This window comes from Stappia sp. (genome assembly GCF_048261845.1).
In the GTDB taxonomy this organism is placed as follows: Bacteria; Pseudomonadota; Alphaproteobacteria; order Rhizobiales; family Stappiaceae; genus Stappia.
Window position 1 is genome coordinate 31,232 of sequence record NZ_JBLXFR010000015.1, and the last position, 14,426, is coordinate 45,657.

General features: G+C 66.6%; 13 protein-coding genes. 5 read left to right on the top strand and 8 right to left on the bottom strand.

The features are described 5' to 3' along the window. Positions 1 to 14: 14 nt before the first annotated feature. The gene (locus ACN0T5_RS08585) at positions 15 to 710 is read right to left on the bottom strand and encodes a GntR family transcriptional regulator (RefSeq protein WP_417768207.1); all 696 of its coding nucleotides are present in this window, start codon (positions 708 to 710) and stop codon (positions 15 to 17) included. 128 nt (positions 711 to 838) lie between these two features. On the opposite strand from ACN0T5_RS08585, the gene ACN0T5_RS08590 reads away from it, so the two are divergent. The 5 genes from ACN0T5_RS08590 (at position 839) to ACN0T5_RS08610 (ending at position 7,539) form a co-directional block, all read left to right on the top strand. After that, entirely contained in the window at positions 839 to 2,086 is a 1,248-nt protein-coding gene (locus tag ACN0T5_RS08590) for an ABC transporter substrate-binding protein (RefSeq protein WP_417768208.1), read from the top strand. Between the two features lie 78 nt (positions 2,087 to 2,164). Further along, the gene (locus ACN0T5_RS08595) at positions 2,165 to 3,034 is read left to right on the top strand and encodes a branched-chain amino acid ABC transporter permease (protein WP_417768209.1); all 870 of its coding nucleotides are present in this window, start codon (positions 2,165 to 2,167) and stop codon (positions 3,032 to 3,034) included. Positions 3,035 to 3,039: 5 nt separating this feature from the next. Further along, a complete protein-coding gene (locus ACN0T5_RS08600; protein ID WP_417768210.1) occupies positions 3,040 to 5,553 on the top strand; it encodes an ATP-binding cassette domain-containing protein in 2,514 nt (837 codons plus the stop codon). A gap of 115 nt (positions 5,554 to 5,668) precedes the next feature. Further along, positions 5,669 to 6,604 carry a 3-hydroxyacyl-CoA dehydrogenase gene (locus ACN0T5_RS08605; protein ID WP_417768211.1) on the top strand — a complete coding sequence of 312 codons (936 nt, stop codon included), beginning with the start codon at positions 5,669 to 5,671 and terminating at the stop codon, positions 6,602 to 6,604. A gap of 11 nt (positions 6,605 to 6,615) precedes the next feature. Next, on the top strand, positions 6,616 to 7,539 hold the full coding sequence (locus tag ACN0T5_RS08610; RefSeq protein ID WP_417768212.1) for a 3-keto-5-aminohexanoate cleavage protein: 924 nt from the start codon (positions 6,616 to 6,618) through the stop codon (positions 7,537 to 7,539). A gap of 86 nt (positions 7,540 to 7,625) precedes the next feature. On the opposite strand, the gene ACN0T5_RS08615 is transcribed toward ACN0T5_RS08610, so the two are convergent. The 7 genes from ACN0T5_RS08615 to ACN0T5_RS08645 form a co-directional block, all read right to left on the bottom strand. Further along, the gene (locus ACN0T5_RS08615; RefSeq protein WP_417768213.1) at positions 7,626 to 8,435 is read right to left on the bottom strand and encodes a phosphodiesterase; all 810 of its coding nucleotides are present in this window, start codon (positions 8,433 to 8,435) and stop codon (positions 7,626 to 7,628) included. Next, a complete protein-coding gene (locus ACN0T5_RS08620) occupies positions 8,432 to 9,469 on the bottom strand; it encodes an ABC transporter ATP-binding protein (protein WP_417768214.1) in 1,038 nt (345 codons plus the stop codon). Before ACN0T5_RS08620 ends, ACN0T5_RS08615 begins: the two co-directional genes overlap by 4 nt. Next, the gene (locus tag ACN0T5_RS08625; RefSeq protein WP_417768215.1) at positions 9,466 to 10,257 is read right to left on the bottom strand and encodes an ABC transporter permease; all 792 of its coding nucleotides are present in this window, start codon (positions 10,255 to 10,257) and stop codon (positions 9,466 to 9,468) included. The genes ACN0T5_RS08620 and ACN0T5_RS08625 overlap by 4 nt, the downstream gene beginning before the upstream one ends. 4 nt (positions 10,258 to 10,261) lie before the next feature. After that, on the bottom strand, positions 10,262 to 11,065 hold the full coding sequence (locus ACN0T5_RS08630) for an ABC transporter permease (RefSeq protein WP_417768216.1): 804 nt from the start codon (positions 11,063 to 11,065) through the stop codon (positions 10,262 to 10,264). A 77-nt stretch (positions 11,066 to 11,142) separates the two neighbouring features. Beyond that, positions 11,143 to 12,138 carry an ABC transporter substrate-binding protein gene (locus ACN0T5_RS08635; protein ID WP_417768217.1) on the bottom strand — a complete coding sequence of 332 codons (996 nt, stop codon included), beginning with the start codon at positions 12,136 to 12,138 and terminating at the stop codon, positions 11,143 to 11,145. A gap of 35 nt (positions 12,139 to 12,173) precedes the next feature. Next, positions 12,174 to 13,265, bottom strand: coding sequence for a LacI family DNA-binding transcriptional regulator (locus ACN0T5_RS08640; protein ID WP_417768218.1), 1,092 nt, complete (start codon positions 13,263 to 13,265; stop codon positions 12,174 to 12,176). Positions 13,266 to 13,400: 135 nt separating this feature from the next. Then, complete coding sequence (locus ACN0T5_RS08645) at positions 13,401 to 14,396, bottom strand: sugar-binding transcriptional regulator (protein ID WP_417768219.1); 996 nt, start codon at positions 14,394 to 14,396, stop codon at positions 13,401 to 13,403. Positions 14,397 to 14,426: the final 30 nt, after the last annotated feature.

The following is a 14,426-nucleotide window of genomic DNA, read 5'->3' on the forward strand; positions in this document are numbered from 1 at the left end:
CGGTTTCTCCTGGATCAGGACGGCAGCTTGTTCTGACGTTCGATGAAGCGCGCGGCGGCGTCGATGTCGCGGGCGATGGCGGCGCGGGCGGCGTCCGGGTTGCGGTCGCGGATGGCGTCGAGGGCATCCGCGTGACAGAGGGTGGCGATGCCCGATTCGAGCCGGTCGGGGTTCTCGCGCAGGTCGAGGTTGAGCACCGGGCCGACGCGCAGCCACAGCGCCTGGACGATCTCCAGCAAGGTCGGCGAGTGGGCCGCGGCATAGATTTCGAAGTGAAGCTGCTGGTTGCGCTGGACCGCGTTGGAAACATCCTGCGGCCTGGTGCTGCTCAGATCGCGAAAGGCACGTTCCGCCGCCTCGATCGCCTTCAGGTCCTCGGCCGTGCGGTTTTCCGCGGCAAGCGCGGCGGCGAAGCCCTCGATCTCGATCCGGACCCGGGTGATGTCGCGGAACTTCTGGACATTCATCACCGGCACCGTCGCCGCGCGGTTGCGGGACACCTCGAGCGCACCGGGTGCCGCCAGCCGGCTGACGGCCTCGCGCACCGGCGTCATCGAGACGCCGAATGCCTCGGCGATCTCGCGAATCGACAGGCGTTCGCCCGGCGCGATCTGCCCGGATATCAGCAAGCCGCTGAGTTGCCGGAAGGTCTGGTCGCCCAGGGTTGGCGGGACGAGCAGCGGTGTTTCGTTCACGAGTGCGTCGGGCATGGGTTCCCTAGAAATCTCTCGACAGGTGACGGTTTATAGCACAGGATAAACTGTGATCACAGATTACAGATCACATAACGCGACGAAGATCGCGACCAGGCCCTGATCGGATCCATGTGGAGGAGCGAATGACCAAGGTATCGACCATTTCACGCCGGCGACTGCTGCAGGCCGGCGCCGGCGCGGCGGTGTTCACGCTGGCTGCCCCGCCCATCCTGCGCGCGCAGGATGTGCTGCGTTTCGGCCACCTGACGCCGCGCACCGGCTTTCTTGGCCCGCTCGGCGAGTATGCGGCGATGGCCTCGCAGCTTGCCGTTGACGAGATCAACGCGGCCGGCGGCGTTCTGGGCCGGCAGATCGAACTGCTGCAGGAAGATTCGGTGAACCCGCAGACCGCCTCGACCAAGGCGGAACGCATGATCGAGCGGGACAATGTCGCCTGCATAGTCGGTGAAATCTCGTCGGCCTCGGGGCTTGCCATCGGCCAGGTGGCGCAGCGCACCGGCACCTTGTTCATGAACACGGGTTGCAACTCCGATGCGCTGCGCGGCTCGGACTGCCAGAAGTTCATGTTCCACATCGAGGCGCAGAACTCGATGTATGTGAAATCCATCGGCCAATATTACGTCCGCGAGGGGCTGGTCAATGGCAAGTCGTGGTACTCGATGACCGCCGACTACGCCTTCGGCCACGACCTCCTCAAGGTCGCCAAGCGCTTCATGGAAGGCAATGGCGGCAGCTTCGCCGGCTCCGCCCTGGTGCCGACGGACGCGACCGACTTTTCGGCCTACCTTCTGGAGATCCGCGCCGCCAAGCCCGACCTCGTCATCCTCAATCTGGCCGGGCAGCAGACCACCAACTTCTTCAAGCAGTATGCCGAGTTCGGGCTCGACTTCCCGCTTGGCGGGTTCGGCTTCGACATGGCCCTGGCCTGGGCCGCCGGCAAGGGCAATTTCGTCGGGTCCTGGCCTTCGGTCTGGCACCATCTTGTCGACACGGATGGCAGCCGCGCCTTCGTCAGCGCCTTCACCGAGCGGCACGGCAAGCCGCCGGAGAACCAGGCCTGGGGCGACTACAACGCGATCAAGATCATCGCCCGGTCGATGGAGGAGACCGGTTCCACCGACAGCGCCGACATCGTCAAGCATCTGGAAAGCGGTGCGACATTCGATGTCCTGAAGACGCGTGAAGGCTATTTCCGGGCGAGCGACCACCAGTTCATGAACGAGATGTACGGCATCACCGCGCTGCCGGCCGATCAGGTCAAGAACCAGTGGGACATCTTCACCTCGTCCGAGGCGGTGCCTGGAAAGGACGAGAGCCTGGAGCTCATCGCCGCCACGGGCGACGAGAACGCCTGCACCTTCCCGGGCTGATCTTCCTCCCCTGGCGCCGGCCGTCCGCCCCCGGGCGGCCGGCGCTCCCCGGGGCTTTTTACCGGAGCGCGCTTTCCCATGCTCTTTGTCATGCAGCTGTTGAACGGCCTTCTCGACGGCGTCTACTATCTTCTGATCGCCCTCGGCCTTTCGCTGATCTTCTCGCTCGGCGGCATCATCAACCTGGCGCATGGCGCCTTTTATGCAATCGGCGCCTATCTGACGCTGGTGATCGCGCCAAGGCTCGGTTTCGGCGGCGCGCTGGTCGTCTCGCCGGTTCTCGTCGCGATGCTTGGCATGCTGGTGGAGCGGTTCCTGTTCACCCGCTACTACCGGCTCGATCCGCTCTATTCGCTGCTGCTGACATTCGGCCTTGCCATGGTGGCCGAGCAGGCGCTGCGCATGATCTTCGGGGCGGCGCCGCTGTCCTACTCGATCCCGGACTTCCTGCGGGGCCAGGTCTTCATCGGCGACTTCATCTATTCGCGCTACCGGGTGTTCCTGATCGTGATCGCCGCCGCCTGCGTCGGTGGGCTCTGGCTGCTGCTTGAAAAATCCGCCTTCGGCCGGGTCGTGCGGGCGGGCGTGCAGGATCCCGACATGGTCGGCGCGCTCGGCATCTCGCTGCGTCCCTACATGGCGGCCGTCGCCGGCATCGGCATCGGCCTTGCGGGCCTCGCCGGCGTGCTGCTCGCGCCGATCTACACGATCCATCCGGCGATGGGCGCGGAGATCCTTACCCCGGCCTTCGTCGTGGTGGTGATCGGCGGCCTCGGCTCGTTCTGGGGCGTGGTGCTTGCCGCGCTGCTGGTCGGTCTCGTCAAGGGCGCCATGGTCGGGCTGGGCTTTTCCGCCTTCTCCACCGCCGCGATCTACTTCCTGATGCTCGCGATCCTGCTCCTGCGTCCGCGCGGACTGTTCGGCGAGCGCATCACCCGTTTCGAGTGACCCCCATGCAGAGATACATGCCTCTTGTCGCCGCCGCGGCGGGCCTCCTCGTCATGCCCTTCCTGCTGTTGTCGATCGGCCTGACGATGACATCGGCCGCCGAAGTGGTGATCTTCGCCATCGCCTGCATGGCGCTGAACGTCCTCACCGGACATACCGGCCTCGTCTCCTTCGGCCACGGCGCGTGGTTCGGCTTCGCCGCCTATGCCGCGGGCATCGCCCAACGGTCGCTGTTCCCCGAAAGCTTTTGGGGGCCGGCGCTGATCGGCGTCGGGGCGACCGCGGTCGTCGCGACCGTGTTCGGCTTCCTCATCCTGCGCCGGCGCGGCGTCTACTTTTCGCTGCTGACCCTGGCGCTGTCGGCGATGCTCTATGTCATCGCCTTCCGCTGGACGGAGGTCACGGGCGGTGAAAACGGGCTGGGCGGCATCACCCGGCCGGCCTTCGCCGGCATGGATTTCGAGGCGCCGGAGAATTACTACCTGCTTGTCGCCGGCTTCGGCTTCGCCATCGTCTACCTGCTCTGGCGGCTCTATCATTCGCCGCTCGGCTCCGTGCTGGTGGCGATCCGCGAGAACGAGCAGCGAGCCCGCTTTCTCGGCTACCGCACCAATCGCTACAAGCTGGCCGCCTTCGTCACGTCGGCGAGCATCACCGGACTTGCCGGCATCCTGCTGCTTTACAAGAACCGGATGACATCGGCCGAGCCGATCAGCGTGATCTTCTCCGGCGAACTCCTGGCCATGGTCGTGATCGGCGGCATGCGCAGTTTCGTCGGGCCGATGATCGGCGCGCTGTTCTATGTGCTGTTCCGCGAGTTCCTGTCGATCTACACGCCGAACTGGCTGTTCTGGTTCGGGCTCCTGTTCGTCGGCTTCGTGGTGTTCTCGCCGGACGGGCTGACGGGCGTGTGGCAACGGGTCTGGCGGATCTTCCGCCCCGCGCCCGAGGTCGAGGCGGCAATGGCCGGCCGCAAGATCGAGGAGCGACCCCTGCCGGTGCATCTGCGACCCGGCACGCCGGTCGAAGGGCCCGCGCTCGAGGCGCACGGCATCTCCAAGGCGTTCGGCGCGCTGCAGGCGGTGGACGGGGTGAACCTGAAGGTCGCCGACCGTTCGCTGCATGCCCTGATCGGACCGAACGGGGCGGGCAAGACGACGGCGTTCAACCTGATGTCGGGCATGATCGCACCGGATACGGGCAGCGTTTCCGTGATGGGCAGGCCGGTCGCCAGCGGCAGCCCGGAGGCAGCGGCGGAACTGGGGATCGGACGCTCGTTCCAGATCACCAACCTCTTCCCCGATCTCAGCGTGGAGGAAAACATTCGCCTTGCCGTCCAGGCGCGCAGCGCCGGACGTTTCAACGGCTGGCGGCCGACGGGCGGTTATCCCGAAACGCTGGCCGAGGCGCGCGAGCTGATCGACTGGCTCGGCCTTGCGGGCATGGAGAAGGCGCAGGCCGGTTCGCTCTCCTATGGCGGCCAGCGGCTTCTCGACCTCGGGCTGGCGCTTGCCGCCAAGCCCCGGATCCTGCTGCTCGACGAGCCGCTGGCCGGTCTTGCGGCGGCCGAGCGCGTTCGGGTCGGCGACCTGATCAAGACGATCTCGCGGGAAATGCCGGTCCTTCTCGTCGAACACGACATCGACCGGGTGTTCCAGCTCGCCGACGCGGTGACGGTGATGAACGAGGGGCGGGTGCTGCTCGACGGCGACGCGCGAAGCGCCAGCACCTCGCCGGTGGTGCAGGAGGTTTATATCGGCGCGGGCAATGCCGCCATCGCCGCGCGGCCGCGCGAGAGCGCCGTGTCCCCGGAGATGCTGCTCAAGGTGGAGGGGCTCAACACCCATTACGGCAAGAGCCATATCCTTGGGGATGTGAGCTTCGAGCTGCACGACCACGAGATCATGGCGCTGCTCGGCCGCAACGGCGCGGGCAAGTCGACCATGCTGAAGTCCCTGATCGGCATCGCGCCGGTCAGCTCCGGCTCGATCACGCTGGGGGGCGCCGACATCGCGCCCTGGCCCGCTTCGGAAAAGGCCCGTGCCGGCATCGGTTACGTGCCGCAGGGCCGGGGGCTCTTTGCCGGCATGTCGGTGCGGCACAACCTGGAACTGGGGCGGCTGAAGCGGCGCACGGGCGCCGGCAGCCACTGGGAGGAGGAGAAGATCTTCGAGTTCTTCCCCCGCATCCGGGAGCGGCTGGAGACGCCGGCCGACATGCTGTCCGGAGGCGAGCAGCAGATGGTGGCGGTTGCCCGGGCCCTGTCCGGCGACACGCGCCTGCTGCTGCTCGACGAGCCGTTCGAGGGTCTGGCCCCGGCCGTGGTCGAACAGCTTTTCGAAAGCTTCGACCGGCTGCGCAAGGAAGTCTCGATCATCATCGTCGACCACAATCTCGATCTGGCGCTGGCGCTTTCCGACCGCACGGTCGCTCTCGAGCGCGGGCGTGTCATACACCAGGGTCCGTCCGCCGCGCTCAGGGACGATTTCGACCTCAGGCGCAAGGTGCTGTGGTTGTAGGGCGCTGGCGGAGCGCGGGTTTTTCCGCCCGCAAGCTCCTTTGGCTTATTAAGCTCAGTGACATGCGGCCCGCCCGAATCGCGGACGGGCGACAGGGATGCGGGAGTTTGGACGAATGACAAAAGCATCGATCGTCGGCGCCGGGCTGATCGGCCGGGCATGGGCGGTGGTTTTCGCGCGCGCCGGCCGGGAGGTTTCCGTCTGGGATCCGGACGAGGCGACCCGGGCGGGACTGGCGACGGCCGTTACCGCTGATCTCGAGGTCCTGGAGCGCGCGGAACTGGTTGCGGACGCGAAGGCCATTGCCGCGCGGATCACGGTGGCCGGAACGCTGGACGAATGCCTTTCGGGCACGAGTTTCGTCCAGGAGAACGGGCCGGAGAAGGTCGAGGTCAAGACCGCGCTCTTCCGCGAACTCGACAGGCTGGCGCCGCCTGACGCGATCCTTGCCTCGTCCACGTCGGCGATCGTCGCCTCGCTGTTCACCGAGGAGCTTGACGGCAGGGCACGTTGCCTTGTCGGGCATCCGGTCAACCCGCCGCATCTCATTCCCCTGGTCGAGGTCTGCGGCGCGCCGTGGACGGATCCGGCCGTTGTGGAGCGGGCGGTGGAGGTCTATCGCGCGGTCGGCCAGACCCCGGTCACGGTTCACAAGGAAGTGGAAGGCTTCGTCCTCAACCGCCTGCAGGGTGCGCTGCTGGCCGAGGCCTTCCGGCTGGTCGAGGAAGGCGTGATCAGCGCCGAGGATCTCGACCTGACGCTGACCGACGGCCTTGCCCGGCGCTGGTCCTTCATCGGGCCGCTGGCGACGATCGAGCTGAATGCACCTGGCGGCATTCCCGACTATTGCGCCCGCTACACGGGCTTCTACAAGCGCCTTGCCGCCGCGCCCGCCGGCCCGGAAGTCTACGAGGAGGCGCAGGTTGCGCGGCTGCTCGAGAGCTGGCCCCATGCGGCGGAGCCGGAGCGCCTTGCCGCCCGCACCATCTGGCGCAACACCCGTCTGGCCGCGCTTGCGGCCCATCTTGCCAAGGCCCCGAAGGCCGGTTGAGGAGTTCGAGAATGAAAAAGAAAGTCATCATCACCTGCGCGGTGACCGGCGCCATCCACACCCCGTCCATGTCGCCGGCGCTGCCGGTGACGCCGCAGGAGATCATCGACGCGGCGCTGGGCGCGGCGGAGGCAGGCGCGGCGATCATCCACCTGCATGCGCGCGACCCCGAGACCGGCAAGCCCGACCAGAGCCCGGAAGGGTTTGCAACCTTCCTGCCGACCATCAAGCAGGGGACCAATGCGGTCCTGAACCTGACCACGGGCGGTGCGCCCTACATGAAGGTGGCCGAAAGGGTGGAGCCGGCCCGCAAGTACCGGCCGGAGGTCGCCTCTCTGAACATGGGCTCGATGAATTTCGGCCTGTTCGGGATGCTCGACCGCTTCAAGGACCTGAAGCATGACTGGGAGAAGGAGCATCTGGGCAACCGCGACATCGTCTTTCGCAACAGCTTCCAGGATATCGCCTTTGTCCTCGACACCTTGAGCGAGGCGGGCACCCGCTTCGAGTTCGAATGCTACGACACCTCGCACCTCTACAATCTTGCCCATTTCCTCGACAAGGGGAAGGTGAAGACACCGCTTCTGGTGCAGACCGTGTTCGGCCTGCTGGGCGGCATCGGCGCGCATCCCGAGGATGTCATGCACATGAAGCGCACCGCCGACCGGCTGTTCGGCGACCAGTATGTCTGGTCCGTGCTGGGGGCCGGGCGCAACCAGCTTCCGATCGCGGCGACCGCGGCGGCGATGGGCGGCAATATCCGCGTCGGGCTGGAGGATTCGCTCTGGTCCGGTCCGGGCAAGTTCGCGAAGTCGAATGCCGAGCAGGTGGAGAAGGCCAAGCAGATCGTGCAAGGCCTCGGCCTGGAGGTGGCAACGCCCGACGAGGCCCGCGAGATCCTGCATCTCAAGGGCGGCGACAAGGTCGCGTTCTAGGGTCCCGGCCCCAGGCTGTACCGGCATTCATGCAAGCGGCGAGGCGGCCGTTTCCGGCCGCCTCCTGCCGAACAGAAGTACCGATCCTAGACGCCCAGGAAGGGATGCGGCCCGTCGAAGCGGCCGACCGGGATCCAGTGCGAGAGGAACGCACCTTCGCGGATCTCGTGAAGCAGCATGCCGCCGGGCTCCACGGTCAGGCTGTTGCCGGCGTCCCGCCTCTGGTCGAGCGTCACCGCGTGGGACGTGCCCGGGCAGACCTGGCAGATGCGTCCGTCAAAGAGCCCGGTGATCGAGCGGTGCAGGTGGCCGCAGACGATCCGGACCTCGCCGGGATAGCCGGCAAGCGCCTTGCGCAGCGGCGAAGGGTCAATGAGGTTCTGTGCGTCCATGGCCGCGATGCCGGATGCGTAGGGCGGGTGGTGCAGGCCGAGCAGAACCGGCTTGCCGCCGAGGCGGGCGAGGCTCTCTTGCAGGAAGCGGGCCGTGCCCGGCGCCAGAGCGCCGTGTGCCGCTCCCTCGACAAGGCTGTCCAGACAGATCACCGCCATGTCCGAAAACTCGGTCATCCAGTCGAGCGGCCCGGAGACGGGCATCCAGTCCGCCTCGGCGAAGGCGCGGCGCATCGGCTCGCGCCGGTCGTGGTTTCCCGGAACGGCGCACCAGGGAACTGTCAGCTCGCCGAGAATATCGCGGAACCTTGCGTATTCCTCGTCGGTGCCGTGCTCCGTCAGGTCGCCGGTGACGATGACCATGTCCAGCGGGCCGACCTGCGGCAGCAGCCGGTTGATCGTGGCGACGGTGCCGGAAAGGGCCGCCGCCGTGTCGACCGTCTCGTAGGCAAGGGTCCCGGCGGGGACGATATGGGTGTCTGAAACCTGCAGGATCTTTGTCATTCGGGCATGTGACCTGTTTGGGGGAGGAGGACGAGGTCGTCGGCGGAGATGCGCAGCCGCACGCTGTCGCCGGGGGACGGCGCCTGCCGCCCGGGATGGGTGGCGAACAGGACGTCCTCGACGACATCGCGGATGCCGAGACGGTAGTGGCCGCCGGAGAACGAGACGGTTTCGATGGTTCCCTGGAGCGGCCCGTCCGGATCCAGATGAATGTCCTCGGCGCGGACATAGACGCTCGAGCCGACGGCCGTTTCCGGCACGGGAAGGACGCCGCCCTTGAGGACGAGCCGGCCCGGTTCCGTCCGGCCAGGGAGCGGCATCGCGTTGCCGATGAAGCGCGCGACAAAGGCGGAGGCCGGGGAGCGGTAAAGCTCCTCCGGCTTGCCGACCTGCTGCATCACGCCGTCCGACATGACCGCGATCCGGTCTGCGATGGCCAATGCCTCGCTCTGGTCGTGGGTGACGAAGACGGCGGTGATGTCGAACTGGCGCAGCATGGCGGCCAGTTCGTCGCGCAGGCTGTCGCGCAGGGCCGCATCGAGCGCGGAGAGCGGCTCGTCGAGCAGAAGGATGCGCGGTCTCGGGGCGACGGCGCGGGCCAGGGCGACGCGCTGGCGCTGGCCGCCGGACAGGGCGGTGACCGGGCGCTCCGCATGATCCTGTAGCCGGCAAAGTGAAAGCACTTCGTCGACCCGGCGGGTCAACTCGGCGGCGGGCACTTTGCGGACCTTCAGCCCGTAGCCGATATTGGCGCGCACCGACATGTTGGGGAACAGCGCATAGGACTGGAACACCATGCCGACATTGCGCCGCTCGACCGCCAGCCGGGTGACGTCCTCGTCGCCGAAGCGGATCTCGCTGCCCGGATCGGGGCGCTCGAGCCCGGCGATGATCCGGAGCAGGGTGGTCTTGCCGCAACCCGAGGGACCGAGCAGCGACAGGATTTCCCCGGGCCCGACCGTCAGGCTGGTGGGGCGGAGCGCGCGGGTGCCGTCCGGATAGGTCTTGCTGGCATTGGCGATCGTCAGCGTCATCGGGTGATCCTTTGCGCTCTGTCGGTGGCCCATTGCATCGCCATCAGCAGCGGCACGATCATCACGAAGAAGACGAGCGTGTAGGCGGAGGCGATCTCGAGGCGCATCGAGGCGTAGCTGTCGGCAAGACCGACAGGCAGGGTCTTCAGATAGGGGGTGTGCAGCATCCAGGTCAGGTTGAACTCGCCGATCGACAGCGTCACCACGGTCAGTGCGCCGGCGAGAATGCCCGGCATGGCGTTGGGCACGACGACGGTGCGGAACCGGGTCCAGGACGAGGCGCCGAGGGTCGCGGCGCTCTCCTCCAGCGACTTGAGGTCCATCGCCATGAGAACGGCGAGCACCGAGCGCACCATGAAGGGCAGCGTGTAGAGCACGTGGCCGACCAGGATGAAGAGCCAGGATGTCCGGAACCCCTGCATCGAGCCGTAGAGCTGCAGCAGGGCGAGCGCGAGGGCGAGGCCCGGCACGGCGAGGGGCAGGGAGATGAATTCCTCCAGGATGCGGGACATCCGGCCGGGGGTCTTTGCCAGCGCATAGGCGGCCGGCACGCCGAGCACCAGGGTGACGGCGAGGCAGCTCACGGCCAGCCACATGGACAGCGCGATGCTGCCCGCATAGAGGTCCCAGACCTGCCCGAGCCATTTCAGCGTCAGGCCGGAGGAAATGCCGCGAAAATAGTTGACGGTCAGGCCGGCAAGCACCGACTGGATGGCCGGTACGATGAGGAATGTGGCGGTGAGCAGCGTCACGGCAAGTTGCAGTGCGCGGGGCATGGTCATGCGCATCGGATCAGCCTCCGGCCGCGACGGTTGTGCCGGCGAAGCTTCGCGCGACGAGAAGCAGGATCCAGGTCGCGAGACCGAGAACCACGGAAAGCGCCGAGGCCATGGCGATGTTCGCCGACAGGGTGAACTCGGTGTAGATCACCATCGGCAGCACATCGATGTCGGTCGCCAGCGTGAAGGCGGTTCCGAAGGCGCCCATGGCGGTGGCGAAGGCGATGGCGCCGGCGGCGACCAGCGAGGGAGCAAGGCCGGGCAGGATGACGTCGACGACGATGCGAAAGGGCGAGGCGCCGAGCGTCCGTGCCGCTTCTTCCAGCGAGGGGTCGAGCTTCTCCGTCGCTGCCATGACGGTGAGCAGCACCCGGGGAATGGAGAAGTAGAGATAGCCGAGGAACAGGCCCGTCAGCGAATAGGCGAAGACGACATGGCCGGGCAGGAGGGTGTTGAACAGGCCCTGGCGACCGCCGAGCAGGATGATCAGGAAGCCGATCACCACGCCGGGAAAGGCCAGTGGCAGCGTCAGGATCGACAGCAGCGCGCCGCGCCCGGGGAAGCGGTTGCGGGCAAGGAACAGACCGGCGGTGGTCGAGATCGCGAGCGCCGTCAGGGCGACCGCGAAGGAAACCAGTACGGTTTGCAGCAGCGTCTGCAGGTAGCGCGGCTTTTGCAGGATCTGGAGATAGATGCCCCAGCCCTCGGCGCTTTCCCCCGAAGCCTGGATGAGGCGGACGATGGGCAGGGCGAGGAAGGCCATCGAGAAGACGGCCAGCGGCAGCAGGCAGAGGGCAACGAACTTGCGATTTGTCATGATGGACCGTCGTGTTGCCAAACGCCGTCCACACCGGCCGCGCCGCAGGGCGCGACCGGCGTGGAACGGGCGCCGGCTTACTTGACTTCGTTCAGGTAGCGCTCGCCGAAGCGGGCCTGCGCCTTTTCCATTTCCGCATAGTCGACGGCCACGGCCCGCTCGTAGTCCTTCGCGGGAAGGAACTTGGCGGCGACTTCGGCCGGCAGTTCGACCGGGCGGGCCGGCTGGAGGTAGGCGTTGGTCCAGATCGCCTGGCCTTCATCGGAGAGGATGAAGTCGAGAACCTTCTTGCCGGTCTCCTCGTGCGGAGCCCCGGCCACGAGGCTCATGACATAGGGCACGCGGATCGAGCCTTCGCAGGGAAGGACGAACTCGAAATTGCCGTCTTCCTCGTACTTGCCGCGATAGGCGTTGAAATCGTAGTCGAAGAGGATCGGGATCTCGCCGGACACGACGCGGGCAAACGAGGTCTGCTTGGGGACGATGGGATCGTTCTTGGCGAGCTCGTTGAAGAACTTGATCGCCGGATCGAAATTCGACAGGTCGCCGCCGAAGGCAAGGTTCGCCGCGACCGCGCCGGCATAACCGACAAAGGCCGAGGACGGGTCGAGATAGCCGACGAGGCCGCGATATTCCGGCTTGGTGAGGTCCGCGAAGCATTGCGGCACCGGCGCGCCGCCAAGGGCGTCGACATTCACGAAGAAGCCGAGGGTGCCGTAATGGATGGCGAACCACTTGCCTTCCGGATCCTTCAGGCCGGCGGGAATGTCGTCGAAGCCCTTCGGCTTGTAGGCGGTGGCGACGCCTTCGTTGCCGGCCTTGATGCCGGTGGTGACGCCGTAATAGGCGACATCGGCGACGGGGCTCGCCCGTTCCGCCAGAAGCTGGCTGAGCGTCTGGCCGGAATTCTTGTTGTCATGCGGCATCTGCACGTCGATCTTCTCGTCGATCGCCTTCAGCATCGATGCCCAGTCGGCCCATTGCGGCGGGCAGTTGTAGCAGATTGCGTCTTCGGCCTTGGCCGGAAGAACGGCTGCCATTGTCACGGCTACAGCCAGAAGTGTATGTTTCATGACGGTGACTCCTGAGGGGAAAACTCGTTCTCGGGTTACTGGTCCGACGGTGGAGAAGTTGCAGCTTCTCCGCCGTCACTCTTCCCGGCGGACGGAGGCCCGAGACTGCCGCCTTGCCGGAAACTGAAAGTGTGCGCCGGATCGGGCTGACCGGGCGGTTCGAGGCCCGCAAGGCGCGCCAGAACGGTTTGGGCCGCGCCGCGTCCCATGGCTTTCGGGTCGGTGACCACGGTCGCCAGGTTCGGTTCGACCATCAGGCCCGTGGCGATCCCGTCGAAACCGACGATCGAGAGATCGCGCGGCACCTGCATGCCGAGGTCCCGTGCCGCCTTCATCGCCGCCAGCGCGAGATAGTCGTTGGAGGCGAATATCCCGGTGATGTCGCGGTGCTCGGCGAGCATCGCGCCAAGCAGGTGCAGCAACCGGCCTTCCTGCTCCTCGATCTCCAGCAGGACGGGATGGGCCATGCCGAGCCGCGCGCAGGCGGCGACGAAGCCCTCGTAGCGCTCGCGCGAGCGATCCGAGCGGCCGAACTCGAGGGCAAGGAAGCCGGTGCAGGAATGCCCTTGCTTCGCAAAGCCCTCGGCAACCGCGTCGGCCGCGCCGCGATTGTCGACCGTCCAGGCCGCGAGGCCGTCGCCAGGGGCCGTGTCGCCGGAAAGAGGGTCGGGAGACGTGTTGTAGACGAGGCAGCAGGGCGTTCCCTTGGAGCGGACAAGTTCCAGCCCCTCGCTTGTGCGCGCATCGCCGACCGTGACGATCAGCCCGTCCACCTGTTTTGCCAGAAGCGTCCGGATCGCCTTGGTCTCGAGGCCGCCGTCATAGTCGGAGCAAGCCAGGATGAGCTGGTAGCCGGCGCGGTTGGCCTCGGCCTGGGCAGCCTGGACGACCTCGGCGAAGACCGGGTTGGCAAGCGAGGGAACGATGCAGCCGATGGTCCTGGTGCTGTTGCTCTGCAGCGACCGGCCCAGGTCGTTGAACTCGAAACCGAGCGCTTCGGCGGCGGCCAGCACCTTGTTGCGCGTCTGCTCGCTGGACGAGCCCTGTCCGTTCAACACCCGGCTGACCGTGGCAATGCCACAACCGGCGCGCTGAGCGACGTCCTTGATGGTCGGTCGACGAAGCAAGACAGTCCTCCCAGACTGGAAACCGGAACCGCGTTGGAAACGTTTCCAATCTGGATACTAGCATTGCATGTCGGTTTAATGAAGCCCGTGTGAAAGATGCCGTCACATTGGAAAAAATGCGGAGAGAACGAGGCCCTAACGGCCCTCGATCAGGGCCAGGGCCGTCTGTTCGTCCGTGATCAGGGTGGAAGGCTGCAGCGCCTTGATGCAGGCGCGCATGATCACGTGCTTTTCCGGGCCGCCGGAGATCAGCACCTTCTTGCGGATGCGGGCCAGCCTGTCGATGGGCAGCGCCAGGGTGCGGCGGTTGACGTCGTGATCGACGAGACGGCCGTCCGCGTCGATGAAATTGTAGAGCACGTCGCCCACCGCGCCGGCAGCGGCCAGCGAGACCCGCTCCGCCTCCGACAGGTGTCCCAGCCGGTAGGAGGTCGTCAGGCTGGCGATGCCGCCGCAGGAGAGGAGGGCGACGTCGCTCGCCTCCGCCATTTGCAGGATCTGGTCGAGGCCGCAATGTTCCAGCAGCGCGTGGCGTGTCTGCGGGCTGTCGACCAGCGCCGGCGCGGGAACGAGAAAGCCCTCCGCATCGAACAGCTCGGCGAACTGCCAGGCGAATTCGGCCGGATTGAAGCGCTTGGCCTGGGCGATGCCGCCGAGCAGCGAGACGATGCGGACATTGTCGAGCGGCTTGCCCTCGATATGGGAGAGCGTTGCGTGCAGGGTGCGGCCCCAGCCGACGCCGACCGTCATGTTGTTGGCCATGATCGAGGAGACGTGTTCGCCGGCGGTTGCCGCGATCACGCGGGTCGGGTCGCCGGCCGGATCGGAGAAGGGGGCGACGATCGCCTTGTCGAAGCCGAATGCCTTCTCCAGCTTCCGCTGCAACTCGACGATCGGGCCAAGGCTGGACTTGATCCGGATGACCACCTCGCCGCGTCGCCTCGCCTCCGACAGCAGCCTCGTGACGGCGACGCGGTTGACGCCGAGTGTCTGGGCGACCTCGTTCTGGGTGCGGCCCTCGATGTAATAGATCCAGGCGGCGCGGATCCGCAGCTGCAGATTCGGGTCGCCCGGCGACTGCAACGGGCTGTCGACGACAGGCGCGTCCCGTTTCCCCAGCACTTCCGCCACGCACAACTCCTGCAAGGATGGAACCGCCCG